This is a genomic window from Solimicrobium silvestre, assembly GCF_002976435.1.
In the GTDB taxonomy this organism is placed as follows: domain Bacteria; phylum Pseudomonadota; class Gammaproteobacteria; order Burkholderiales; family Burkholderiaceae_D; genus Solimicrobium; species Solimicrobium silvestre.
On the sequence record NZ_PUGF01000025.1, the window covers coordinates 34,889 to 61,761 of the forward strand.

22 protein-coding genes are annotated in these 26,873 nt (G+C 45.9%); 12 read left to right on the forward strand and 10 right to left on the reverse strand.

Features of this window, described 5'->3' with window-relative positions:
• Window positions 1-56: 56 nt before the first annotated feature.
• The 8 genes from yaaA (at window position 57) to S2091_RS19945 (ending at window position 7,752) form a co-directional block, all read left to right on the forward strand.
• Window positions 57-845 carry a peroxide stress protein YaaA gene (gene yaaA, locus S2091_RS19910; RefSeq protein WP_105533720.1) on the forward strand — a complete coding sequence of 263 codons (789 nt, stop codon included), beginning with the start codon at window positions 57-59 and terminating at the stop codon, window positions 843-845.
• A gap of 21 nt (window positions 846-866) precedes the next feature.
• Window positions 867-1,898 (forward strand): DNA polymerase III subunit delta', encoded by a 1,032-nt coding sequence (holB, locus tag S2091_RS19915; RefSeq protein WP_105533721.1) that lies wholly within the window; start codon window positions 867-869, stop codon window positions 1,896-1,898.
• A gap of 64 nt (window positions 1,899-1,962) precedes the next feature.
• Window positions 1,963-2,343, forward strand: coding sequence for a PilZ domain-containing protein (locus S2091_RS19920; RefSeq protein ID WP_243405506.1), 381 nt, complete (start codon window positions 1,963-1,965; stop codon window positions 2,341-2,343).
• Window positions 2,344-2,362: 19 nt separating this feature from the next.
• A complete protein-coding gene (locus tag S2091_RS19925) occupies window positions 2,363-2,869 on the forward strand; it encodes a GNAT family N-acetyltransferase (protein ID WP_105533722.1) in 507 nt (168 codons plus the stop codon).
• A gap of 274 nt (window positions 2,870-3,143) precedes the next feature.
• Window positions 3,144-4,067 (forward strand): 23S rRNA (adenine(2030)-N(6))-methyltransferase RlmJ, encoded by a 924-nt coding sequence (locus S2091_RS19930; protein ID WP_105533723.1) that lies wholly within the window; start codon window positions 3,144-3,146, stop codon window positions 4,065-4,067.
• 43 nt (window positions 4,068-4,110) lie between these two features.
• Window positions 4,111-4,401 carry a ferritin family protein gene (locus S2091_RS19935; protein ID WP_105533724.1) on the forward strand — a complete coding sequence of 97 codons (291 nt, stop codon included), beginning with the start codon at window positions 4,111-4,113 and terminating at the stop codon, window positions 4,399-4,401.
• Between the two features lie 314 nt (window positions 4,402-4,715).
• Window positions 4,716-5,786, forward strand: coding sequence for a porin (locus S2091_RS19940; RefSeq protein ID WP_105533725.1), 1,071 nt, complete (start codon window positions 4,716-4,718; stop codon window positions 5,784-5,786).
• Window positions 5,787-5,823: 37 nt separating this feature from the next.
• A complete protein-coding gene (locus S2091_RS19945; RefSeq protein WP_105533726.1) occupies window positions 5,824-7,752 on the forward strand; it encodes a methyl-accepting chemotaxis protein in 1,929 nt (642 codons plus the stop codon).
• 8 nt (window positions 7,753-7,760) lie between these two features.
• On the opposite strand, the gene S2091_RS19950 is transcribed toward S2091_RS19945, so the two are convergent.
• Window positions 7,761-9,098 (reverse strand): ATP-binding protein, encoded by a 1,338-nt coding sequence (locus S2091_RS19950; RefSeq protein WP_105533727.1) that lies wholly within the window; start codon window positions 9,096-9,098, stop codon window positions 7,761-7,763.
• Complete coding sequence (gene ompR / locus S2091_RS19955) at window positions 9,098-9,859, reverse strand: osmolarity response regulator transcription factor OmpR (RefSeq protein ID WP_105533728.1); 762 nt, start codon at window positions 9,857-9,859, stop codon at window positions 9,098-9,100. The genes S2091_RS19950 and ompR overlap by 1 nt, the downstream gene beginning before the upstream one ends.
• 311 nt (window positions 9,860-10,170) lie before the next feature.
• Here ompR and S2091_RS19960 point away from each other — a divergent pair, with 311 nt between their 5' ends.
• Window positions 10,171-10,380 carry a hypothetical protein gene (locus S2091_RS19960; RefSeq protein WP_133166944.1) on the forward strand — a complete coding sequence of 70 codons (210 nt, stop codon included), beginning with the start codon at window positions 10,171-10,173 and terminating at the stop codon, window positions 10,378-10,380.
• A 56-nt stretch (window positions 10,381-10,436) separates the two neighbouring features.
• Here the strand turns inward: S2091_RS19960 and S2091_RS19965 are convergent, their stop codons facing one another.
• From S2091_RS19965 to S2091_RS20000, 8 genes are all read right to left on the reverse strand, one after another.
• A complete protein-coding gene (locus tag S2091_RS19965; RefSeq protein ID WP_105533730.1) occupies window positions 10,437-12,377 on the reverse strand; it encodes an ATP-binding cassette domain-containing protein in 1,941 nt (646 codons plus the stop codon).
• 64 nt (window positions 12,378-12,441) lie between these two features.
• Entirely contained in the window at window positions 12,442-13,341 is a 900-nt protein-coding gene (gene prmB, locus S2091_RS19970; protein ID WP_105533731.1) for a 50S ribosomal protein L3 N(5)-glutamine methyltransferase, read from the reverse strand.
• Window positions 13,342-13,509: 168 nt separating this feature from the next.
• Window positions 13,510-14,640, reverse strand: coding sequence for a succinyl-diaminopimelate desuccinylase (dapE, locus tag S2091_RS19975; RefSeq protein ID WP_105533732.1), 1,131 nt, complete (start codon window positions 14,638-14,640; stop codon window positions 13,510-13,512).
• A gap of 67 nt (window positions 14,641-14,707) precedes the next feature.
• Window positions 14,708-15,079, reverse strand: a complete 372-nt coding sequence (locus S2091_RS19980) for an ArsC family reductase (protein WP_105533733.1) — start codon at window positions 15,077-15,079, stop codon at window positions 14,708-14,710.
• Window positions 15,080-15,082: 3 nt separating this feature from the next.
• Complete coding sequence (locus S2091_RS19985) at window positions 15,083-16,213, reverse strand: PilT/PilU family type 4a pilus ATPase (protein ID WP_105533734.1); 1,131 nt, start codon at window positions 16,211-16,213, stop codon at window positions 15,083-15,085.
• A gap of 92 nt (window positions 16,214-16,305) precedes the next feature.
• Window positions 16,306-17,142 carry a 2,3,4,5-tetrahydropyridine-2,6-dicarboxylate N-succinyltransferase gene (gene dapD, locus S2091_RS19990; RefSeq protein ID WP_105533735.1) on the reverse strand — a complete coding sequence of 279 codons (837 nt, stop codon included), beginning with the start codon at window positions 17,140-17,142 and terminating at the stop codon, window positions 16,306-16,308.
• A 62-nt stretch (window positions 17,143-17,204) separates the two neighbouring features.
• Entirely contained in the window at window positions 17,205-18,419 is a 1,215-nt protein-coding gene (gene dapC / locus S2091_RS19995; protein ID WP_105533736.1) for a succinyldiaminopimelate transaminase, read from the reverse strand.
• 181 nt (window positions 18,420-18,600) lie between these two features.
• Window positions 18,601-19,704, reverse strand: coding sequence for a hypothetical protein (locus S2091_RS20000; RefSeq protein ID WP_105533737.1), 1,104 nt, complete (start codon window positions 19,702-19,704; stop codon window positions 18,601-18,603).
• Between the two features lie 295 nt (window positions 19,705-19,999).
• Between S2091_RS20000 and smc the strand changes: the two genes are divergently transcribed.
• From smc to ligA, 3 genes are all read left to right on the forward strand, one after another.
• On the forward strand, window positions 20,000-23,533 hold the full coding sequence (gene smc / locus S2091_RS20005; protein WP_105533738.1) for a chromosome segregation protein SMC: 3,534 nt from the start codon (window positions 20,000-20,002) through the stop codon (window positions 23,531-23,533).
• Window positions 23,530-24,618, forward strand: a complete 1,089-nt coding sequence (locus S2091_RS20010; protein ID WP_105533739.1) for a cell division protein ZipA C-terminal FtsZ-binding domain-containing protein — start codon at window positions 23,530-23,532, stop codon at window positions 24,616-24,618. The genes smc and S2091_RS20010 overlap by 4 nt, the downstream gene beginning before the upstream one ends.
• 167 nt (window positions 24,619-24,785) lie before the next feature.
• Complete coding sequence (gene ligA / locus S2091_RS20015) at window positions 24,786-26,867, forward strand: NAD-dependent DNA ligase LigA (RefSeq protein ID WP_105533740.1); 2,082 nt, start codon at window positions 24,786-24,788, stop codon at window positions 26,865-26,867.
• Window positions 26,868-26,873: the final 6 nt, after the last annotated feature.

Below are 26,873 nucleotides of genomic sequence, written 5' to 3' on the forward strand. Positions count from 1 at the left end.
GTCACTTTCCAGTTTCTTTTCTATTTGTTTTTCATTGAATCAAAAATTTTAAAACTATGTTAATTGCCTTATCGCCAGCAAAATCTCTCGACTACAACACGCCAATTCCGCATTCTGATGCTATTCAACTGAGTTTGCCGACGTTTATGCCGCAAGCTGCACGATTAATTTCACTGCTTAAAAAGCAAAATTCGCTGGAGTTGATGCAGTTAATGGGTATATCTGAGTCATTAGCGCAATTAAACAAAGAGCGTTATGCCGCCTGGGTTAAGTCTCCAAGCCTGGAGCAAGGCAAAGCAGCCATTTTTGCGTTTAACGGGGATGTTTACGAAGGGTTAGATGCGTATTCACTTAACTTAAAGCAACTTAATTACGTACAAAAACATACCCGCATTTTATCTGGAATCTACGGCGTACTGCGTCCTTTTGATTTATTGCAAGCTTACCGCCTAGAAATGGGCACGCGCTTAACGAATCCCAAAGGAGCGAATTTATACGCTTTCTGGGGTGACACGATTGCTGATAATTTACGTGCGGTGTTAAGTGAGCATAAAGAACAAGTAGTGATTAATTTGGCTTCCGATGAATACTTTAAATCGGTACGTTTGCCAGCGTTAAAAGCGGAAGTGATTACGCCGGTGTTCCAAGATTGGAAAAATGATCGTTATAAGATTATTTCTTTTTATGCAAAGCGTGCGCGGGGTTTGATGGCGCGTTATTGTGCCCAACATCAAATTACCAATCCAGAACAGTTAAAACAGTTTGATCTGGACGGTTATGCGTATGATGCGGACAACTCGGATCAGCAGCGCTGGATGTTTCGCCGTCGCCTGGCTGCGTCCTAATGAAAAATTCGGTTTAAATTTATGAGTAGATCACTTTATCCATGGCAACATCAAGCTTGGGCACAATTGCAGCAGATGCAAGGCCGCTGGCCGCATGCGATTTTATTGCACGGTCCGGAAGGCATCGGTAAAACCCAGTTTGCCGAATGGTTGGCCCAGTCATTACTGTGCGAATCGCCCGAGCCCGATGGGCAAGCTTGCGGCACCTGCATTTCTTGCGGCTGGTTCGGCCAATACAGTCACCCCGATTTTCGCCGTTTGCGGCCAGAAATATTAGAAGATGCCGTTGAATCTGATGGCGAAGATACTGCCAAGACCAGTAAAGCTACCAAAGCACCGTCGAAAGAGATTGTCATTAATCAGGTGCGTAGCCTGTCCGATTTCATGACACTTTCTACTCATCGACAAGGTCGGCGGGTTATCGTCATTTATCCTGCTGACGCGATGAATGTTGCCGCAGCGAATGCTTTACTTAAATCATTAGAAGAGCCGGGCCCGAACACGGTTTTTATATTAGTGACCTGCAACGTCGATTCTTTGCTTCCAACCATGGTTTCTCGTTGCCGCCAATTTGCGTTGACACTGCCGAGTAGTGAGCAGGCCATGAGTTGGTTATTGCAGCAGGAGATTAAGCATCCCGATCAATTTTTAGCAGAGCAGGGCGGCGCACCATTGGCGGCTTATGCTGCATCGCAATCGGAATCGCATGAACAGCAGCATGAATTTTTACTGCAATTGCAACGTCCAGATTTGGATGGCGCGTTAAAAATTGCCGACAAATTGCAAAAAACTTCCATCCCTTTGCTCCTTTCTTGGATGCAACGCTGGTTATATGATGTTTTTTCCTATAAATTAACTGGCAAAATCCGTTATTATCCGCGTTACTATAAAGAAATTGATGTGCTAGCATTAAGCATAACGATACCTGCATTATTAACATTGCTTTATAGCAACATGCAAAGGCGTGCGGTAGCTGAACACCCGCTATCCGCTAAATTGCTGATCGAAGAAATGTTGCTGGACTACATAGCTTTGTGTAAAAAACGCAGCTAAGCTCAGCTTAAACACAAGTAAATAATTAAACTTTAGACAGGGAATGCTCCCTAGAAAGAATGAAATGGCAGATATTCCTAATGATGCGCCAGCAATGACAGCTGCCGTGCGCCCATCGGTACTTTCGTTGGTCATTAAAGAAAAAGCCGCGCTTTATTCTGCCTATATGCCATTTTTAAAACAGGGTGGCATATTTGTTCCAACCAACAAAAACTACAATTTAGGTGATGAGATTTACCTGATTCTGACTTTGTTGGATGACCCGAATAAATACCCGATTGCCGGCAAAGTCGCTTGGGTTACGCCGTCTACCGCTGGCAACAATAAGTCACAAGGGATTGGTGTGCATTTCCCCGGCGACGATAGTGGAACCCGGATTAAGCAACGGATCGAAGAATTGCTCGGTTCAGCGCTGCGCTCCACACGGATTACCCATACTCTTTAAATTTTAAGTTTGGTTGACTATGCCACTGCACCGAATCGCCGTTCAGCAAGATTTAGCCGATATTGTCGCGATTTATAATTCGACGGTCGCGTCGCGTCAAGTTACTGCCGATGTCGAAGAAGTGAGTGTTGCTTCTCGGCAGGCATGGTTTGATGAACACTCGCCTGAAAAACGGCCATTGTGGGTGTTGGAGCTGGATCATGGGCAGGGCAAGCAGATTTTAGGCTGGCTGTCTTTTTCAAACTTTTACGGGCGGGCTGCTTATGCGGGTACGGCCGAACTTTCCATCTATTTACATCCAGATGCGCGCGGTAAAGGTTGGGGTACGTATTGTTTAAAACTGGCCGAAGCCCATGCTCCATTGGTCGGTGTGCATACTTTGTTGGGTTTTATTTTTGGTCATAACACGCCCAGTTTGCGGTTGTTTGAAAAATTTGGCTTTCAAAAGTGGGCTGAATTACCCAAAGTAGCCAATTTGGATGGTATTGAACGCGATTTGATCATTTTAGGGAAGCGTGTTGCCTGAATGGAATAAGTTTAATTTTTCAAAAAACAGGGAAGTAGATGGAAAAGTGCTTAAATAATGAAAATAATCCGCTTTCAGCGCTCTTTTCAGTCATGTTCCCGTAGTTCCCCTCTGCTAATTGAAGCTCTATCTAGTCTGCCTATCCGCTATAATGCGCGTTATCCTGTACGGCAACACCACGCCGCATTACTCATAACCACCTTTTTAAGCCCATTCGGCTTAAAAATTGCGGCGATTCAAGCAAGCCGTCACAATTTTATTGAAAAAGATTCCTATGTTAAGTTACCGCCACGCATTTCACGCCGGCAACCATGCTGATGTTTTAAAGCATTTCATTACCATCCAGTTGCTGAATTACATGGGGCAAAAAGACGCTCCATTTACTTATATCGACACGCACGCCGGTGCCGGTTTGTACGCGCTGGATACCGGTTACGCTGCTAAAAATGCCGAGTATGAAAATGGTATCGCCAAGCTCTGGGAGAAAAAAGATTTGCCTGCTGCGTTGGTTGAGTATGTCGATTTAATCAAAGAACTTAACCCAAGTGGCAAGTTGCGCTACTACCCGGGCTCGCCGTATTGCGCTGAACATGTGATGCGTCTGGAAGATCGTTTGCGTTTATTTGAATTGCATCCAAGTGATATCAAAATTTTGCATGAAAATATGCGCAAACGTGAATTGCATCAAGCTGAACAAGGGCAAAAAGCCCGTGGCAAACGTGTGATGGTAATGGCCGGTGACGGTTTCGAAGGCTTAAAAGCGCTATTGCCACCACAACAGCGCCGTGCTTTGGTGTTAATTGACCCGCCATATGAAGATAAACGTGACTATAAGCGCGTAAAAGACACCTTGGCCGATTCTCTGCAACGCTTTTCAGCTGGAACTTATGCTGTGTGGTATCCGGTATTGCAACGCCAGGAGTCGCGTGAATTTGCCAGAAAATTGTCGCAGTTACCGGTTGATAGTTGGTTGAGTGTAACGTTGTCGATCAGCCAGGCGATGCCGGATGGTTTTGGCTTGCATAGCAGCGGCATGTTTATCATTAACCCGCCTTGGACTATGGAAGCGATGTTAAAAGAAGTGATGCCGTATTTGGTTAAAACACTAGGTAATGACAGCGCTGCAAAATTCACTCTGGAAAGTGGTCAAGGCGCAGCGCCAATCGGACGCAAACCAGTACGTCCAAAAACGGCATAATGGTTTAATGGTTTAGCGAAATCTAATTTAATCAGGAGCCAAGATGACGTCAGATGATTATATGGAAGAGTCTAAAAAATTGACGGCGCCCACGATGGATATGCACCGCGCAATTATGTCTGTTTCAGAAAAACTGGCTGAACTTGATCGGTGTAATCAGCGCATTGATGCCTGTACGGATTCTTCGCTCATCTCGATTTTGGCTGCATCGCGCGAAATCGAGAAAACAAATATTGCCATGTTGCTGGAGTGGATGCGTCGCCACGACCCACAATTTGACCATGCACTACGTGCTACGCTATTTAAAGCAGGGCCGATTGTAGAAGAAGAGTAATTTGGTAGTTGCATAACGCACTGCATAACGCATTAATTTAAAACAGCCATCGCCCATCTGGCTGTTTTTCCATTACTTCCCATCGATGGGCATCTGTCCGTTTAGCACCGCTAACCATTCCAAACCTGCACCAATCGTGCATTCTTCAGTTAATCAAATACCTAGCATTGCGTAAATCCGTGAACTAAGATGAAAAGCAACAATAATATGAGCCTCCTCAACCAAGGCAATGATGACGGAGGTTGCGGCAGGGGATTGGGCTGAGTTTTGATTTCAATTACAGTCAATAAGGCGAATGACAACAAGGACTAGCGATGAACAGATGCAGCAGTGCTTTTTGGCGCAAACCCATATTTATTTTAATTAACACTGTTTGTTTTCTCATTCCAGCGATGGCACAAACCAATGTAACGGTGTCTGGGTTGGTTGATGCGGAAGTCAACTCGCAGACCTCAGCATCTACCGGGCAGCATACAACCAGCATTAATGGTTTGTCTCCCGGTCCGAATGGCGGAATGCAATCTTCTTATTTGCAATTTGCCGGTAATGAAGATTTGGGCGGCGGCATGAAAGCAAGCTTTACGCTGGGCACATTCTTTCGGCCAGGTATGGGGAGCGATGGACGTTTTGATGGCGATCCGCTTTTTTCTCGTGATGCTAATGTCAGTTTGTCGGGTGACTTTGGTGGCGTGACGTTGGGACGGCAAATCAGCCCTCTTTATCTGTCCACATTGTTGTTTAATCCGTTTGCCGACTCCTTCAGTTATAGCCCTATTATCCAGCATACCTATTACGCTTTTTCAGCCGGGAATGTCATTAGCGCAGACTCGGGATATTCCAATGCAATCAGTTATTCGACCCCGAATTTTAGCGGACTAAGCGCAAAACTGCTGTATTCATTGTCTGGCGAAAGCGGCGTGGCCGGATCGTTTAGCGGTAATCTGCTGTACTTTAATGGCCCTTTCGCGGCGACTGTCGCTTATGAAAATTCTACCGTGTCCGGCACTAGTAATAACACCTATACACTTGGTGGTGGTTATCCAGCGGGTACAACACAAAAAATTGCGCAGCTTGGCGCTTCTTATGACTTTGCTCCGGTTAAACTGTTTTTTCAATATCAAAATACAGATACCACGCAAACTGGTTTGGCATCCTTAACTTTGGACACCTTTCAACTTGGTACCAGCATCGCCATGGGGCAAGGCAACGTGCTGGCCTCCTATGCCAAAACCGGTGGAGCTATCGATCACAAGACTTTCTCCGTCGGCTATGACTACAATTTATCCAAATCGACCGACATTTACATGGCTTATATGAACGACCAGGCAACTGCATATGCTTATACACTCAGCAGCGTAGGAATAGGTATTCGTAAACGGTTTTGATGTTTGATGGTTCACGCAATTTTTTTGGAATACCCCCATGAATATCTGGCAGCGCTTATCCATACAAAAAAAACTTCTGCTCAGCATGGCTTTTTGTTTGTTGCTGTTTCTGATAATTTCTTCTGCGCTCTCCATCATCATGACCGGCGAGGGTATTCGTGAACGCGTAACCACCCAAGAGTTGCCCGCCGTAGTGGGGGAAATACGTAATGACATCCTCAGACAAATCGGAGAACCAATGGCGATCTCATCGAGTATTGCCAATAATACCTACTTACTTGATTGGGAAGTAGCTGGATTAGGGGATGACGGGTTAGCAGGATGGAAGCGTTATGCAACAAAGCTGAAGGAGCAATCCCATGCTGCTACGGTATTTTGGATATCCGAGGGTACGGGAAAATATTTCACCGAAGCGGGCCTGAATCGTACGCTCGATAAATCGAGTGATGTTAATCAATGGTTTTACAGTTTCCTTGCCAGCGGAAAACCGTACACGTTGAATATCGACAAAGATGTTGCTTCAGGCTCTTATATGTTGTTTGTTGATACGCGCTTTGATGCGCAAGGTAAGCACGGTGTGTCCGGTCTGGGTTTGTCTGTGGATACACTAGCAAACACGATACGCTCCTATCACGTTGGAAAATCCGGCTTCGTGTATTTAGTACGTGCTAATGGCAGCATGCTGATACATCGCGATCCTGCGCTAGTCGACGGCAATCATTTCCTCAAGGATTTGCCAGGATTTAATCAGGAGCTAAGCAGTAAGTTACTTAGCGGCGAAAAATTTACCAGTAGCATTTACTCATCACAAGCTGGCAAGCAAATAGTGGCATCCTCTTTTGTACCTGAGCTTAACCTATATGTGATTGCCGAAGTGCCCGAGTCAGAAGTGCTTGGAAATGTAATGAAGACCGCCTTTATTTCAGCGATGGTGGCTGGATTGGTCGGCGGCAGCATTGGGTTATTCATGATCTTCATGGTTAGCCGGGCAATTGCAGCACCTGTTGCACGTGCGGCTGGAATGTTGGGTGAAATCGCTGACGGGGATGGTGATCTCAGTCGTAGCATGCGCGTTGAATCTGAAGATGAAATTGGCGCACTGGCTAATGCATTCAACCGGTTTGTTGCGTCGTTGAACAAAACGATTAGTGCGGTGCGGGTGAGTACCGAGACTATAGCTTTGGCGTCCAGTGAAATTTCTGCCGGCAATTTGGATTTATCTAATCGCACAGAGGCACAGGCATCCAGCCTGGAAGAAACCGCTTCTGCAATGGAGCAATTGACGTCGACAGTAAAGCAAAATGCGGACAATGCGAGACAGGCGAATCAGTTAGTCGTTTCTGCCTCCGGAGTCGCCATCAAAGGTGGAGAAGTGGTCGGGCAAGTAATTCAAACCATGGGCTCGATTAAAGATAGCTCACGCAAGATTGTTGACATTATTGGTGTCATTGATGGTATTGCATTTCAAACCAATATTCTGGCATTAAATGCAGCGGTGGAAGCCGCCCGTGCCGGTGAGCAAGGGCGTGGTTTTGCGGTGGTCGCATCTGAAGTACGTAACTTGGCGCAACGTTCAGCCGCTGCCGCGAAAGAGATTAAAAGCCTGATTGATGATTCGGTGGGAAAAGTAGATGTAGGGAGCAAGTTGGTTGATGAAGCAGGAGCGACGATGAATCAGATCGTGACTTCCGTAAAGCAGGTCGTCGCCATCATGGCTGAAATCGCAGCAGCCAGCCAGGAGCAAAGTGCCGGAATTGAGCAGGTCAATTTAGCCATCACCGACATGGATAATACAACCCAGCAGAATGCTGCATTGGTAGAGCAGGCGGCGGCTGCTTCAAAATCATTACAAGATCAGGCAGATAGTTTAGCTAAAATCGTCAGCGTCTTTAAGCTCGATGAATCTTCACTGGAGGTAGTGCGTGACGTTAGGCACGGTTCTCCGCCAAGGCTGAGCGAGCGGTGAAGTAAAAGCTAAAAGCACACCTCAATTAATAAACCTTTGCGGTTAATTAAGCGCATCGAGGCGCGGTGTTGTTGAACAATACGCTGCACAATTGCCAAACCTAATCCTGCTCCATTGGCCTGACTTCGGGCACTGTCAACCCGAGTAAAAGGGCGTAATAGACGTTCGGTATCCTCTTCAGGGATGCCTACACCATTATCTGAAAATTGCAGCACAATACGCATTATTTTATTGCGTTCCTGAGGCTTGCAAACCAGCATTATTTCAGCATAATTTTTTCCTGGGGTTTTCCCGTAACGGCGCGCATTTTCAATTAAATTATTAATCAAGCGGCTAATCTCAATCCCGTTGCCTCCAATGCTCATATTCGGCGCAATAAAGTATTTGATTTTTATGTCAGGAAGCCGTTGCACTGAGCGCACCACTGTTTCCAATAAATGAGAGAGATCAAGATTAGAAAAACAGGTGGCATCCATCGGTTTGGCAAAGTCAAGAAACTGGCCAATAATGGCATCCATTTGAACAATGTCCGATTGCATTCCCAAACGAGCCTGTTCGGGTAAGTGAGCCAGTTCAACTTCCAGTTGCAGACGCGCTAAAGGTGTCCTTAAATCGTGTGAAATACCCGCTAAAATCAAGGTGCGATCAGTCTCAATACGCGCCAACTCTTGCGCCATTTGATTAAAACTTTTATTGGTGTCGCGAATCTCGGCAATACCTGTTTCCGGCAATGGTTTTAAAAAATGACCTTCTGTAATAGCACGTGCGGCCTGACTTAGCCGCGACAAAGGTTGATTAATTAAACGGGTAATGATCATCGCCGCCAAAATCGACATTAACAAAATCAGCGCCGACCAGCTAATCCAGCGTAAATTAGAAACGTCATTAAAACGCTCGCGATCAAGCACTATCCAGTAATCATCCTCATCAATTTGAAAACTAACCCAAAACCCATCGATACCATTTACACGGCGCGAAAATATTGTTCCAGCCCCTAATTTACCACGCACAATTTCCTGTAAGGCGGGCATAAAAATACCTGCCGGAGCCGGCTCGATAATGTCTGAATCTTCCAGAGAATAGATGCGCACGCCATCATCGCTGGCCAGGTCGAATAATAATTCCTGGCGCTTTTCTGGCGCAGAATGAATTAAGGCCGCGCGGGTGATGGTAATGACGGACAGTAGTTGGGAGGCTATTTGCTGGGCACGTGGTTTTTCTTCATTAAGCTGAAAAGAAGAAAACCAGGTGACCAAGCTGATGAAGATGGCAAATGTCAAAAAGAAAAAGGTGCGCCAAAACAAACCGCTTTTAAGCCAGACAAATTGCTCCCTAAAGAAATGCATTAACGAGGTTGACCTTCAGGAATGAACACATAGCCCAGGCCCCACACGGTTTGAATATAGAGCGGATTTGACGGATCTGGCTCGATTAATTTACGTAATCTTGAGATTTGAACGTCTAAACTGCGGTCATACACTTCATATTCACGACCGCGTGCCAATTCCATTAATTTTTCTCTTGAAAGTGGTTGACGCGCATGACGTGCAAATACTTTCAAGACAGAAAATTCGCCAGTGGTAATAGGGATATTTTCGTCACCTTTTTTAAGGGTTCGCGTACCAAGATCTAACGTAAAGCCGCCAAATTCAAATGATTGCGGTGTTTCAGAAGGGCCACCCGGCGCTTCATCACTTCCTTTACGCCGTAACACTGCATTAATTCGCGCTACTAATTCACGCGGATTAAAGGGCTTGGGCAAGTAATCATCTGCACCCATTTCCAAGCCGATAATGCGGTCAATATCTTCACCTTTAGCGGTCAGCATGATGATCGGTGTGGTATCGCCAATGCCGCGCAAGCGTCGGCAAATAGACAGGCCATCTTCACCGGGCAGCATTAAGTCCAGCACCAATAAATCATAGCGTTCGCGCTGCCATAATTTATTCATGGCAATTGCGTGCTCAGCTGTGACTACATTGAAATTTTGTTCGCTTAAATAGCGCCGTAATAGTTCGCGTAAGCGGATGTCATCATCCACCACCAAAATTTTTGCTTGGTGGTTTGTATGGCCTGAAGTCTGATTTGGTAAGTGTTCTGTATTCATGGCGATATGTTAGAGGATTTTGTCAAAATTGGCTTATTTCAATAGGGTAAGATCACAAATTGTTACATACTTTACGGCAAAATCTATCATCCACCTATATGCATCATCTTACAATCTAATATTATGCACTGTGTATGAGGCCACTCTAAGGTTTGCCCATATTCAGCTCTACCTCGAACTCATACTTCTTTAACTAATTGTATTTTACTAATTTGAACTATATGACCAGTTTTCGCTCACTTTTATGCTGTTTTTTGTCTGTTCTGTCATACAGCGCCTGGGCAGATGGCGCGCTTCAAACTGAAAATAAAATGACTGACCGTAACGAACATCAGCTACACAAGTCGGAAAAAATGGCGGGTCGGGCAAATCTTTCAGCGAGCAATGAAAACACCAGCAAAAATCCAAATGCGCAATTTATTCCTCCAGTACATCAGAAAAAACCGTTATCTAAAGAGGAAAAACAAGCTTTACGACGTCAGGTGAATGAAACTGAAAATAAATATCCTAAAAGAAATTAGTGTAGACGGCACTGGCTAAAATACTGTTTTAGCCAGTGCCGTTTTTATCCTTACCTTTATCCTTCTAACTGCTCATTCAAACTAAGCCATTCACTTTCAGCCAGTTCAAGATTTTTTTGCGTAGTGGCTTGCAACGCGAGTAGTGCTTTCAATTCTTCTTTGCGCTTTTCTTCATACATATCGCCACCCTCTAATTTACTGGCGAAAGCGGTTAATTCACGATTGAATTTTTCGATTTCTTCATCTAAGCGTTTAACTTTTGCCTCAAGCGCTTTCTTTTGTGTCGGATTGAGTGAAGATATTTTTACCGGTTTATTTTCAATCGTTGGCTGACTAACTTGAGCTGCAACGCTCGTTGCAACATGCTTTTTTGCCGCTTCTGCAGTAGCTAATTTATTCTGTAACAGCCAGTCTTTGTAATCATCTAAATCGCCATCAAATGGTTTTAGCTCACCATCTGCAACAATAATAAATTGATCCGTGGTGGCGCGTAACAAATGTCTGTCATGCGATACCAATACGACGGTGCCTTCAAATTGCGCCAGCGCATCAGTTAATGCTTCGCGTGTTTCCAAATCTAAATGGTTGGTTGGTTCATCGAGCAGGAGCAGGTTAGGGCGTTGCCAAACGATAAGCGCCAAAGCTAATCGCGCTTTTTCACCGCCAGAGAATGGCTTGATCGGAGAGGTAACCATCTGCCCAGGGAAGTTGAAGCTACCCAAGAAGTTACGTAATTCTTGTTCGCGGACATTCGGGGCGATTTTGATTAGATGCCAAAGCGGTGACTCGTCATGGCGCAGCATTTCAACCTGATGCTGAGCAAAGTAACCGATTGTTAATCCTTTGCCGATATGCGCTACGCCATTTACAGGATTGAGTTCACCTGCAATGGTTTTGATTAAGGTTGATTTACCAGCGCCATTGACGCCTAACAACCCAATCCGCTGCCCAATTTGCAGTGAAAAATTGATGTTGTCGACGATAATTTTGGTTTTGCTCAGATCATATTCATCCAAGTGGTAACCCGCGCTGACATCTTCCAAAACCAATAAAGGATTTGGTGCGTTGAGTGGTTCTTTAAACTCAAAAGAAAATTCTGCAGCGGCCCGTAATGGGGCTAATTCATCCATTCGTGCCAATGCTTTAACCCGGCTTTGGGCTTGTTTAGCCTTACTGGCTTTAGCTTTGAAGCGGTCGATAAAGGAAATTAAATGTGCTCGTTGCCGATTTTGTTTCTCGATCAAGCCTTGAGCTAACACCAATTGCGCTAATCGTTGACGCTCGAAGCTGGAGTAATTGCCGCCGTAACGTTTTAACTTGCGTTCATCAATATGCACGATGACATTGACTACGCCATCAAGAAAATCGCGATCATGTGAAATAATAACCAAGGTGCCGGCATAGCGTTTCAACCATTCTTCCAGCCAGATAATCGCATCTAAATCCAAATGGTTGGTTGGCTCATCGAGCAGCAATAAATCTGACGGACACATCAGTGCTTGTGCCAGATTCAAACGCATACGCCAACCACCAGAAAAACTGGCGACTGATTGCGTCATTTGCGCCATGGTAAAACCGAGGCCTAACAATAATTGTTCAGCACGGGATTGCACCGTGTAGGCATCCGCATCAGCCAGGGCAATGTAGACCTCGGCGATCAGGTTACCGTTTTCATCGGTGGCTTCCTGCTCTTCTAATTCAGCTAGTTTGGTTTCTAGTTTTCTTAAACGGGTATCGCCATCGATTGCATAGTCGATCGCGGAACGTTCTAATGCGGGCGTTTCTTGCGCCACATATGCTACTTGCCATTGCGCTGGAAAATCCAGGCTACCTTGATCTGAGTGAATTTCATTGCGCAGCATGGCGAATAAACTGGATTTGCCTGCGCCATTGGAGCCGATCAAACCAATTTTTTCGCGTGGATTAAGCGTTAAATCGACGCCCTCAAAAAGAGGTTTAGTGCCGCGCATGAGGAAGAGCTGTTGAAAACGTATCATTGTTTGTGCATTCGGAAGAGGCTTTAAAAGCCCTCTTCAATTAATTAAAAAACGGGGCGTATGGTTATGGTAACTGGTCTGCGGTAAGAAGAAAAACCATGTCATCACCAGCAGAGGTTGACACCCAGGTAAACTCTAAATCGGGAAAAGCAGCTTCGGCAAAAGCACGTTCGTGGCCAATTTCAACCATGAGTATGCCATTCTGCGTTAAACGCGATTTTGCACCGGCAATAATGGTTCTGACTAAATCCATGCCGTCCTCGCCGCCACCCAGCGCTATTTGCGGTTCATGCAAATACTCTTGTGGCAGCTTGTCCATGGATGCGCTGTTTACGTATGGCGGATTAGAAATAATCAGTTGATATTTCTTGTTAGGGACATTGGTGTAAAGGTCGGATTCACGCAAAGTAATGCGGTCTTGCAAGCCGTAGGTCGCTATATTTTGCTTCGCTACTGCTAACGCATCTGTAGAAATGTCGGCAGTATCCACATGGGCTTCTGGAAATGCATCTGCCAGCATAATCGGCAGACAACCTGAGCCGGTGCATAATTCTAAAATATCGGTAATGTCGTCTGGATTAGCTACCCACGGTGACAAATAAGATGGAATTAATTCAGCGATAAATGAGCGCGGCACGATAACTCGTTCGTCCACATAAAACTGGTAAGTACCTAACCAGGCTTCATTGGTGATGTAAGCGGCAGGAACCCGGTCAGTGGTGCGGCGTTCGATTACTTTTAAGATGCCTGCGATTTCAGCAGGTAGCAAATGCGCATCCAGGTAGGTGTCAAGATTATCGAGCGGCAAATGCAGTGTATGTAAAATCAGGTAGGCGGCTTCATCAATTGCGCTGCTGCTGCCGTGGCCAAAAAACAGCTTGGCGCCATTGAAGCGGCTTACGGCGTAACGCAACACGTCGCGCACAGTGGTGAAAGGGTGGTTAGTTAGAATCAGATTAGACATGGCTTTATTCTTTGCAGACGCTCCACTTGGGAGTTAATAATGGTAGTAAATAATAGGAACAATTATAGGGGACTTACATAAAACCGCCCCAGCGGCGTTGCGCCTCCTTGTCGTACTATTCGTACTGTCAGCGTCGGCGCGTCTTGCTGGAACAATTTTGCGTAAGCCCTATTGCAGTAAAATATTTTCCAATGTTTTTCGATAAATGTTTTTTAGCGGTTCAATTTCACTAACCGCAATATGCTCATCAATTTTATGAATGCTGGCATTGATAGGGCCAAATTCAATCACTTGCGGACAAATTTGAGCAATAAACCGTCCGTCAGAAGTTCCGCCAGTGGTGGATAACTCGGTATGTATGCCAGTTTCAGACAGAATCGCACGTGACAGCGCATCGCTTAAAGTACCTTTAGGCGTTAAAAATGGTTGCCCGCCGATAGTCCATTCCAAATCGTAATTTAAGTCATGTTTATCCAGAATGGCATGCACTCGTTCTTGTAAACTTTGTGCTGTGCTCGCTGTGGAAAAACGGAAATTAAAATCGATATTCAGATGCCCTGGAATGACGTTTGATGCTCCCGTGCCAGCCTGAATATTAGAAATTTGAAATGACGTCGGTAAATAATATTCGTTAGCCTGATCCCAAACTTCCTGCGTTAATTCAGTGATGGCAGGTGCAGAGCGGTGTATCGGGTTTTGAGCTAGTTGTGGATAAGCGATGTGGCCTTGAATACCGTGAATGACTAACTTGCCCGACATCGAGCCACGACGACCATTTTTAATGGTGTCACCAAAATGCTGTGATGAAGTTGGTTCACCTACTACGCAAAAATCTAATTGTTCGCCACGCTGTTTTAATAAATCGCAGACCACCACAGTACCATCGGTAGCCGGACCTTCTTCGTCACTGGTGATTAAAAAACCGATAGAGCCTGGGTGTTCCGGGTGCTGTTGAATGAATTCTTCTGCCGCGACCAACATGGCGGCGATCGAGCTTTTCATGTCAGCTGCGCCGCGGCCGTAGAGCATTCCGTGCCGTATGGTTGGGACGAAGGGATCAGACACCCACTTCCCTAATGGACCAGTAGGAACCACGTCGGTGTGCCCTGCAAAAACAATTAAGGGTTGGGTGGTGCCTTTTCTAGCCCAAAGATTACTGACGTTGCCGGACTCAATAGATTCACAAACAAAACCGAGCGGAGTTAACATATCTATCATCAGTTGCTGGCAACCGAGATCAGATGGCGTTACAGATTCTAGTGAGATTAATTGCTCGGTCAGTTTTAATGTCTTGCTCATAAATACTTTAATAAGGGGTGAAAATAAATGCTACTGAATAGAATGAAAATAGATAGAAATAAACGGATTACGCTTGAGTAGTAAACCAGCGGCGGTACTCGGCTTCAGAAAAGCCAACCATAATCTCTACTTGCATATCGGTTTGAATAACTAAGACCGGTCTTTTAATTACCGAGGGTGAGTTCACCATGCATTGCACGGCACTGTCCGCATCAATTACTGCTTGTTGTTCAGCCTCTGGCAATTTGCGCCATGTGGTGCCCCTTCGATTAAGCAAAATTTGCCAATCAAGTTGCTTCAACCAGGGGCTAATTAAGGCTGGCGTGACGCCAGCCTTTTTAAAATCATGAAAATCAACAGTGACTTGATGTTCGCTTAACCAAGTCCGGGCTTTTTTTACTTGATCACAATTTGGAATGCCATATAAAGTTACGTTCATTGCTTACATATTTAGAGTGAATTCGGTAAACGATGCTTCTTCTACCTTAGGCGGTTCAGGTTCGGCCGCTCCTGGAACCTGTTCATTATTTAACAGCCACAATAAATTATTGGCTGAATCAGCATTGGCCAAGCCTTCTTCTTGCGAGATTAAGCCGTCATTAATCAACTGCATTAAAGCGCGTTCAAAGGTTTGAGAGCCTGGCGACAAACTCTTATCAATGGCTTCCTTGATTTCAGACATATCACCAGCTGCAATCAAATCGGCGACGTAACGTGTATTGAGTAGAACTTCTACCGCAGGATAACGTCCACCATCAACTGCACGAATTAAGCGCTGTGAAACCACGGCACGAATCGAAGATGATAAATCAAGCAATAAAGCGGTGCGATGTTCTGAAGGGAAAAAGCTAATAATACGGTTCAGCGCTTGATAACTGTTGTTGGCATGCAAAGTCGCTAAAACTAAATGGCCGGATTGGGCATACGACATCGCCGATGCCATAGTGGCTTCGTCACGAATTTCACCAATCAGAATACAGTCGGGAGCCTGGCGTAAAGAATTACGCAAAGCGACTTCTAAACTGACTGAATCGGTGCCGATTTCACGCTGGTTGACGATTGATTTTTTACTGCGGAACAAATATTCGATCGGATCTTCAATCGTTAAAATATGCCCGGTTCTTTGCGTATTACGATGATCCAGCATCGATGCAATGGTGGTAGATTTTCCGGAGCCGGTTGAGCCGACCAATAAAATCAGGCCGCGTTTTTCCATAATCAACTCACCCAAAATACCTGGTAGTCGAAGTGCGCTTAATGCGGGAATGTGACCTGGAACGAAACGGAATACCGCTGAAATAGAACCACGCTGCCTAAAAGCTGATAAACGGAAACGACCGATACCGGTTGCGCCGATACCCAAATTCAGTTCATTTTCCCGATGCAGCTTATCCATATCCTCGGCGGATACAACTTCAGACAGCAAGGCCATAATATTGGCTTGATCCATCTTCTGGTTGTTAATGGGAAGTAAATTGCCGTTAATTTTGAGATGAATTGGTGAATTGATCGCAAAAAACATATCAGATGCTTGCTTTTCCTTCATTAACTCAAACAGACGTTCCATTGCCATGATATTTCCTTCCCGTTCTTGCTGGATTGTTATTTTTTTAAAACCAGGCCCTATTCGTGGCTTGGCTAAACGCTGATTTCAAGATAGTAGTACTAAACGCCACGCAATAATTCATTAATACTGGTTTTTGAGCGAGTTTGTGCATCAACGCGCTTTACAATAACCGCGCAATACAGGCTGTATTTGCCATCAGGGCTAGGCAAGTTGCCGGAAACAACTACGGAGCCGGAAGGAATTCGGCCATAAGTCACTTCGCCAGTTGCACGATCATAAATTTTGGTTGATTGCCCAATGTAGACACCCATGGAAATCACTGAATTTTCTTCAACGATCACACCTTCAACAATTTCAGAGCGGGCACCAATAAAGCAGTTATCTTCAATAATGGTTGGGTTGGCTTGCATCGGCTCTAACACGCCGCCAATGCCTACGCCGCCGGATAAATGTACGTTTTTACCGATTTGAGCGCAGGAGCCGACAGTTGCCCAAGTATCAACCATAGCGCCTTCATCAACGTAAGCGCCAATGTTGACGTAAGAAGGCATCAGCACCACGTTTTTTGCGATAAAACTACCGCGCCGCGCGACCGCAGGGGGCACCACGCGGAACCCGCCTTTAACGAAATCTTCAGCCGTGTAATGGGCAAATTTAGTAGGTACTTTATCAAAAAACTGCATGTGTTCGCCGGATGGCATAACAATATTATCTTCCAGGCGGAACGACAGCAATACCGCTTTTTTAACCCATTGGTTGACATGCCATTGACCAGAACCATCCGTCAATTTCTCGGCAACCCGCAAGCTGCCATTGTCCAGTTTGGCAATGACTTCGGCAACCGCTAGCCGCAATTCAGTTGGAGCCGATTTAGGAGTAAAACTGGCGCGATCTTCCCAAGAGAGGTCAATAATTTGCTGAAGTTGTTGTGTCATAGTAAGTTCTGCTCTGATTTAAAAAGTGAAATTATGAAATTATGCTGTTTATTAGCTGCAGTTTACTTAGCTAATTGCCTCGTGAATGCAACTATGCGCTGGGCTGCTTCTAAGCATTCATCTACTGATGCAACCAGCGCCATTCGTATCCGTTGTTGCCCAGGATTAATGCCGTGTGCTTCACGGGCTAAAAAGCTACCAGGTAATACAGTCACATTATATTCGGCATAAAGTTGCTGTGCGTAAGCGGTGTCTGATATTGACACTAATTTATCGACCCGGGCCCACAAATAAAAGCCCGCATCGGGTAATTCAACATCCAAAACTTGCTGTAATAGTGGCGTAACTTGGGCAAATTTGGCTTTGTATAAGGCGCGATTTTGAATAACATGTTGTTCGTCAGTCCATGCAATCGCTGAAGCTGCCTGAATGACTGGACTCATCGCGCTACCGTGGTAAGTGCGATACAACAAAAACAGTTTAATTATATCGGCGTCACCTGCCACAAAACCTGAGCGCATACCTGGCACATTCGAGCGTTTTGACAGGCTCGAAAAACTCACTAAGCGCGGAAAAGTTGTGCGGCCAAGTTGGTGCGCCGCTTCTAGCGCGCCGAGTGGTGCTGTATCACCAAAATAAATTTCAGAATAGCATTCATCTGCAGCGATGACGAAACCATAGCGGTCTGATAATTCAAACAGCTGCTTCCAGTCATCTAAGCTCAATACGGCCCCAGTTGGGTTGCCAGGTGAGCAGACAAACAATAATTGAACACGTTCCCAGATATGCTCGGGCACGCTGGCATAGTCAGGCGAATAATTGCGGGTTTCGTCGGCATTAACGAAGTAAGGCTCTGCTCCGGCCAAATAAGCAGCGCCTTCATAAATTTGATAAAACGGATTCGGGCACATTACCAATGGCGGCGCCGTACCTTTGGATGTATCCAGTACGGTCTGAGCAAAGGCGAATAGGGCTTCTCTTGAGCCATTTACCGGCAAAATCTGGGTGTTTGGGTTCAGAGCCGGAATTTGATAACGTCGGCTTATCCACGCTGCAATAGCCTGTCGTAACACTTCTGAGCCTTGCGTGCCAGGATAACTGGCTAAGCCGCTTAAATTTTCAATAAGTGCTGCGTTGATTAATTCTGGCGTCGCATGTTTAGGCTCACCAATTCCCAGGCTAATCGGCGTTAAATGATTAGGCGGAGTTATTCCGTGAAAAAGTTGCTTCAATTTTTCAAATGGATAAGGCTGAAGTTGATTAAGTAATTGATTCACGTGATAGCAGCGAGATGTGAGCGATGAGAGTTAACCTGCGAGCATAAAAAACCTGCTGCATTATACAGTTGATGGTAGTGCTGAGTGCATAGCGAAAGGAACTAGTGCTGAATAATTTGCCAGTTTAAAAAAACAAATGCCAGGGATTACCCTGGCATTTGCATAAATAGATCAAATTAAATTAATTACCGGTACTTGTTCCTGTCGTGAATTGCCAGGTTTGGCTTACGTTGTTGGTAATTGCATATGGCATTAAGTAAGTTGAGCCGGTAAAGGTAACGTTGTAGGTCGTGTTTGGTAAAAACGGGGCATTACCCACCCAAAAAGCCTCATTCGCTGCAATGGTTGGCACCGGTGCTGGCGGGGTTGTGAGTGCTGCCGTTGCCGCGGAATAGCTGGATGTGTTTAAGTTCGGATCGTTAGCCATAGTCCAGGTTTTCCCTGCTAATGGTGTACTAGAGCCAGCAACAGTTACCGTGAATGCCGCATTATTTAAATTTGTAATGATGGCGGTAGTGACGCTGATTGGTGAGCTCGTGTTGGCGTTAAATTGAGCGGGCGTTGTATAAGCAGGATAAACCGAAGGGCTTTCCATTGTCATGGACAAAGGAACGTTAGTCAGTTGATTGTTCGGGTAGACCGCGAAGTAATTTGATGCCACCGATTGTCCGCCATCTAGTCGGCCATGACTAATCCACCAATGAGTTAATGCGGTAGCTGGGCCTGAAGTGTCGCGTGCCAAGCCAATTTCTCGGGTAGATTGCGCCATTAAACCGCTGCGATGGTAAATGGTGTTGACCATGGAATTTAAAATGGCCGTGCTGGTAGGAGATGAAGCAGGGCCGAGTGCATACAACTCACCAACAGCGGCGAAGGGTGTGCCATTTGGTGCTGCAGTGGTGTTTTGCATAACGTAGTAGCCGAGCGCAATAGCGCGTGCGCTTGGTGTGGTGGCAAAATAACTAGGGTTGCCAACAATTTCGATATCTTGTTGATAGGGGTTGCTTATGATCGCACTATTCGCAGTCGAGTAAGCCATGTGTTTTTGCGCGGCTTGATCCAAATAAACGTTTTGCTGCCAATAACCTAAGCCCACGCTAAAGCGAAACGCATTAATCGCCATGAAAGCGTTATATTCGTCTGTGCCTTGCACATAAGTTGGGGTGGATAAGTAGTTTTGCGGGCTTCCAGGAATAACTAAATTCGTTGGGGGGGAATTGCTGCCACCGCAAGATGCTAGGGTAAATGCAGTAACGAGCATGCCAATAAGTGCTAATTTTTTCATGAAAACCTTAAATATTTTGCAGAAAGTTCAAATCGAGCTTTAATTATTTTGTGCGTAATATAAACCAAGTCGCCTGTTTATGCATTAGTTATGTATTGGCAATGACGGTAACAATGTATGTATTGCCGTGGTAATTTGCCTCAACTAAATTACATTACTCCAGCGCACAAAAATTCTGTAACTAAAAATGAGATGCTATTATATGCGCTGCTTTGAAGTCGTAACGATTTGTAGGCTTCATTGATAGTTTTATTTGCACTTAACCCATCTTTAACTTCCATTAATTTCCTTTATTGTGCGCTTAACCTCCATTAAATTATCCGGGTTCAAATCCTTTGTTGAACTCTCTCATTTTCAGGTGCCAGGTCAATTAGTTGGCGTAGTTGGTCCTAACGGATGTGGCAAATCAAATATTATTGATGCCGTGCGTTGGGTTTTAGGCGAATCCAAAGCATCTGAATTGCGTGGCGAATCCATGCAAGACGTTATTTTTAACGGTTCAACCCATCGCAAACCAGCTGGCCGTGCTTCGGTTGAATTGGTCTTTGATAATAGTTTGGGAAAAGCCGCCGGGCAATGGGGCCAATATGCTGAAATTTCAGTCAAACGCACTTTAACGCGTGACGGCACATCAACTTACTATATTAATAATCAGGCGGTCAGACGTCGTGATATTCAGGACATTTTCCTCGGTACGGGTTTAGGGCCACGCGCTTACGCGATTATTGGTCAGGGTATGATTTCGCGCATTATTGAAGCGCGCCCTGAAGAGTTAAGGATTTTTCTGGAAGAAGCGGCGGGTGTCTCACGTTATAAAGAGCGTCGGCGTGAAACTGAAAACCGGATTCACAGCACCAATGAAAACTTGGTTCGCGTTGAAGATATTTTGCGTGAGCTGAATGTCAACCTGGAAAAATTAGAAGCACAAGCCGCTGTGGCGACTAAATTCCGCACTTTGCAGGCAGACCAGGAAGAAAAGCAAAAATTACTCTGGCTATTAAGACAAAAAGAAGCTTCGACTGAACAAAAGAAGTACTTCCGCGATATTGAGCAAGCACAAACCGATTTAGAGCAAAACACCGCGCAATTACGTCACGTTGAATTAGAGCTGGAACAAATGCGCCAGGCGCATTATAGCGTTGGCGACAAAATGCATCAGGCGCAGGGCCATTTGTATCAAACCAATTCTGAGATCGGTAGTTTGGAAGCGCAAATCCGGTTTGTGGTTGATTCACGTACCCGTTTGCAAATGCAGTTAAATACATTAAAAGTGCAACGTGAGCAGTGGCAACGCCAAGAGCAAGATCAGCAAAATGAATTGAACGAAGCTGCTGTTGAAATTGAAGAATTGGCTGCGCGTAGTGAAGAAGCTAAACAAATAGCTGAACAGCATGGTCAGCAATTGCCGGCACAAGAAGCCGCATGGCGCTCTGGTCAACAAAAAACGGCCGATGGGCGCGCCAAAATTATGCAGATGCAGCAGCAAATTGAGCTGGAATCTGCACATCAGCGCAACGCCAATAATGTCTTAAATGGTCTGGTGTTACGCCGTGAACGTTTACAGCAAGAGAAGGGTGGCTTACAGCTTCCCGATCAAACGCATTTGACTAATTTATCTGACCAGTTAGAAGAAAAGCGCTTTGATTTAGAGCAGGCGCAAATGCAACTGGATGAAGTGGAAATTCAACATCCAGAGCTTGATACCGCACGTCGCACAGCGCAACAACAAGTGCAAAGCGAATCCGCCAGTAATGCCCAGTTAGATGCGCGCTTGGCTGCACTCACGCAATTGCAAATCAGCGTGCAAAGCGAAGGCAAAGTGCAACCTTGGCTAGCTAAACACGAGCTGACCAATTTGCCGCGCTTATGGCAAAAACTGCATATTAAAGATGGCTGGGAAACGGCGTTAGAAGCGGTGTTGCGTGAACGCACTCAAGCGCTTGAGGTGTCTAATCTGGATTGGGCGAAAGCCTTCTTTGGCGATGCGCCACCCGCCAAATTGGCCTTTTATTCTGCACAAGCGATACCGGCCGCGACTAATTTTGATCCCAATTTCACCAGCCTGATTTCGCTTTTGCAGTTAAACGACGCGAATTTACGCGCTGTGCTGCAAGACTGGTTGCAACATGTCTATATTGCAGAAGACGCTGCAACAGCATTAATGAATCGCGCTAAATTACCAGCTGGTGGCTGTTTTGTGACCAGACAAGGGCATTTAATTACCGCTTCAAGTGTGCGGTTTTACGCTTCGGATGCCGAACAAGACGGCATGTTGGCGCGGGCTCAGGAAATTGAACATCTGCAAAAACAAACTCGCGTTCAGCAACTGCTGGCCGAACAAGCTCGTAACACGTCGATTCGTGCTGAAGCTGCTTACACCCAAGCGACGCAACGCCTGCAAGAGTTGCGGGTACGCGTGCAAAGCTTGACGCAGCAAGTGCATAGCTTGCAAATTGAAGTGATGAAATTATCGGAAGTGCAAGCGCGCTTTAATCAGCGTAGCGTGCAAATTGAGTCCGACTTGGCTGAAATTAACGCCCAAGAGCAAGAGCAGCAACAGCTTAAAATGGAGTCCGAACAAAAATTTGAAGAGCTGGATATAGATTTGGCCCAGCAGCAAGAGCAATTTGAAGAATGGCAAACCACGCAATTGGAACAAGAGCAGCAGTTAAATTTGGCGCGCGCTAAAGTACGCGATCTGGAACTGGCTGCACAGCAAGCGACTTTTGCTGAGCGCACCCATCATCAAAAAGTGGAAGAGCTGAAACGCACTATCGCTACTGCTAGTACTCAAGCCGCCAGCGTATTTGAGTCGATGCAGCAAGGCATGCTGGAACTCGAAAACATGGAAGATTTATCGGTGCAAGCCGGTTTGCATGACTTGCTGGAAAAACGCAGCGCGCAAGAACGAGCGTTATCCGATGCGCGACACGAATTAGACCAGCTTGCGCAGCAATTACGTAGTCATGAAGACGCCAAAAATCAGGCTGAACGCAGTATGCAGCCGCAGCGCGACAAAATCATGGAGCTACAATTAAAAGAACAGGCTGCCCGTTTAAATCAAGAGCAATACACACAAGCCTTAACCGACGTCGGCATGACTGACGAGCAGTTGGCTGCTTTGTCTGAAAAACTGGTTGACGATTTAAAACCATCTTATTTACAAGGCGAGGTTACTCGCTTAGGTAACGCCGTCATTGCGCTGGGCGCGGTGAATTTGGCCGCATTAGATGAGCTGGCTCAAGCATCGGAACGCAAGTTATTCTTAGATGCTCAATACGCCGATTTGACGGAAGCGATTCAAACGTTGCAAGATGCGATTCATAAAATCGATATCGAAACACGCGGCTTGTTGCAAGACACTTTTGATAAAGTGAACTATCATTTTGCAGAATTATTCCCGATTTTATTCGGTGGCGGTCAGGCAAAATTAGTCATGACCGGTGATGAAATTCTTGATTCTGGCGTGCAGGTGATGGCGCAACCACCGGGCAAGAAAAACGCCACCATTCATTTATTATCGGGCGGTGAAAAAGCGCTGACCGCAACGGCACTGGTGTTTTCCATGTTCCAGTTAAATCCAGCGCCGTTCTGTTTGCTCGATGAGGTCGATGCGCCGCTGGATGATTCTAATACCGAACGTTTTTGCAATATGGTGAAAAAAATGTCCGTGAATACCCAATTCCTGTTTATTTCTCATAATAAAATAGCGATGGAAATGGCGCAGCAGTTAATCGGTGTGACCATGCAGGAACAAGGTGTTTCTCGAATCGTCGCGGTGGACATGGAGTCCGCAGTTAACTTTGCTACAGAGGCAGAAGCAGCATGACGGATTTAAATCTCAGTTTATGGGGCGCAGGTTGCGCCGTTATTGTGGGTGTCATTGGCTATAATTTTTGGCAGGAATACAAAGCCAAAAAAAATGTCGAACGCGCTTTTGGGCATAATCAAGACGATGTGTTGATGAAGTCCGACAAGCAAGCAGCGGTTAATTCAGGCAATTCAACTACTGCGAAAGTGCGCCAAGAACCGTCTTTGGACGACAATTCGACTATTCAACCTTCTTATCATGCAGAATCTGTCGATGTTGATCTGGATAAAACGGTGGGCATTATCGAAGTGCCTTTGCCGGTAGATGATTTTATTGACTGTGTGATTCCGATGGAGTTTGAGAACCCGTTGCGCGGCGATAAAATGTTAAGCGAAATCCAGTCATTTCGCCGTGTCGGTAATAAACCGGTGCATTTTATCGGCATTAATGCCGACGGCAAGCGTGAAATTATTACCCATGCCAACAGCTATAACCAGATGATTGCCGGAGTTCAGTTGGTGAGCCGTAGCGGCGCATTAAATGAATTGGAATATTCTGAATTAGTCATGAAATTACGCGAAATTGCCGATAATTTAAATGCTTTTCCTGATATCCCCGACATGAAACATGTAATGGATGCTGGGCGTGATTTACATTTATTTGTCACCGAACACGACGCGCAGTTAAGCGTCAACGTTCAAAGCAAGGGCGCGCCTTGGGGTATCAGTACCTTATTGGCAGCGTTAGAGAAACTCGGATTTGATGCACGCCCTGATGGACGTTTGGCGATGTTGGACGGCGATGGCGGTTCTTTATTTACGCTATCAACCAATTGCGGCGTGGCCGATCAAGTCACTTCACGCATTACCTTACTGCTCGATGTACCTTGCGTTGCGCCAGCCCGGGGCGGATTTGTCGCGATGGTTTCCTGCGCTAAATCATTGGCGTTGCGCTTAGGCGGTTCTTTGGTGGATGACGGCAATCAGTTGCTGAACGACGCGACGTTGGATCAGATTCAAGAACAAGTCGAGGTGTTTTATAGCGCGATGCAAGCGGCGGAGATACCGGCCGGATCAATCCGAGCGGTACGGATATTTAGTTAATTCGTAGGGTGGGCACGTCCTTGTGCCCACGCGTAACCGTAGATAATCAAAGGATTTTATTTAGGGTTTTATTGATCGAAAGTAACACGTGGGCACAAGGACGTACCCACCCTACGCTAATTTAATTTCAGCATACAGCTGCATACCCCTATTCTTGATTTACCCTTATGCAAACAGATTTATTCAATCCGGCCGATCCTGCGCCGAACCATCAAAAAAATGCCGCACAACTGGCAGAACAATATCGGCATAGCCTGAATCAATACAATAACGAATACTACGTATTAGATGCGCCTAGCGTGCCGGACGCGGAATACGACCGACTATTTAAGCTGCTACAAGAATTAGAGGCTGAGCACCCAAATTTAGCCACGCCCGATTCTCCGACCTTACGGGTCGGCGGCGCAGCCTTACCGGCTTTTCAGCAAGTCCGGCACACCGTTCCCATGCTGTCGCTCAATAACGGTTTTGAAGATGCCGATGTGCACGCCTTTGTGCGTCGCGCTGAAGAAGGTTTGCAATCCGAATTAGGCAAAATTCCGGCAATAGCCTATGTTGCCGATCTTAAGTTTGATGGCTTGGCGATTAGCCTGCTATACCGTGATGGCCTGCTTATCCAAGCAGCAACACGCGGTGACGGTAGCGTAGGCGAAGATGTGACGGAGAATATCCGCACCATACGTGCCATTCCATTGCGCTTACTTGGTGAGCATCCTCCTGCATTATTAGAAGTGCGTGGTGAAGTGCTGATGTTTAAAGAAGATTTCAGCAAACTCAATGCACGCCAGCGGGAATTGGAATTAAAAGAATTCGCTAATCCGAGAAACGCCGCAGCGGGCAGCTTGCGTCAGTTAGATGCAAAAATCACGGCGCAGCGTAATTTGCGCTTTTTTGCTTATGGCTTAGCGCAGTTTGAAGCTGGCACGGAAGATAGCGAAGCGCCAGTTACGCATAGTGCATTATTAGCCTGGTATAGCCAGCTAGGAATTCCGGTTTGCAAGGAACAAACACAGGCGGCGTCAGCAGATGAGTTGCTCAATTTTTATCGTGCAATTGAGCAAAAACGCGAACAGCTTCCTTATGAAATTGACGGCGTGGTGTACAAAGTCAATTCCTTTGCACAGCAACAGCAACTAGGTTTTGTGTCGCGTGCGCCGCGCTTTGCGATGGCGCATAAATTCCCCGCGCAAGAGCAATTAACGACTGTGTTGGATATTGAAGTGCAGGTTGGACGCACTGGTGCAATTACGCCAGTGGCACGCTTGGCACCTGTCGCTGTTGGCGGTGTTATTGTCACCAACGCGACTTTACACAATGAAGATGAAATTCGTCGCAAAGATGTCTGGATCGGCGATGTGGTTATTGTGCGGCGTGCCGGTGATGTGATCCCGGAAGTTGTAGCCGCGGTGCCAGCACAGCGCCCGGCAAGCGCTCGCCAATTTGTAATGCCAACTCACTGCCCGCATTGCGGCTCGCTGATTGTGAAGCTGGAAGAAGAAGCTATTGCCCGTTGCAGTGCAGGCTGGATAAAATGCTCGGCGCAGCGCAAAGGCGGCTTATGGCATTTTGCTTCACGTAAAGCCATGTGCATAGATGGTTTAGGTGAGCAATTGCTTGATCAGTTGGTCGATAAAAATGTAATTACCACGGCGGCTGATTTATATAATTTAGGTTTTACCAGTCTGGCGACATTAGATCGCATGGCCGATAAATCGGCCAACAACGTCATCGCCGCAATAGAAGCCTCTAAAAAAACCACTTTAGCGCGTTTCATTTATGCTCTGGGAATTCGCCATGTGGGCGAAACCACAGCTAAAGATTTAGCACGTGCGTTTGGTGATATTCATGCTGTCATGGATGCCACCGAAGAACGGTTATTGCAAGTTAATGAAGTTGGCCCGGTTGTCGCGAATTCATTAATTGCATTTTTTGCTGATCCATTGAATAAAGAAGTGGTGGAACAATTATTGGCTGCTGGCGTACATTGGCCGCAAGCTGAAGAGTCACCAACTAATACCCAAATATTTACCGGAAAAACGGTGGTATTAACAGGAACGCTGCCCAACTTAAGTCGCGAACAGGCGGCGGCTTTAATTGAAGCAGCTGGCGGCAAAGTGCAAAGTTCGGTATCGAAAAAAACCAGCATGGTATTAGCCGGGGAAGACGCCGGTAGTAAGCTGGTTAAAGCACAGGAATTGGGTGTGCAAATTATTTCTGAAGCTGAATTGCAGCAGATGTTGGGAATGTAAGGGGTC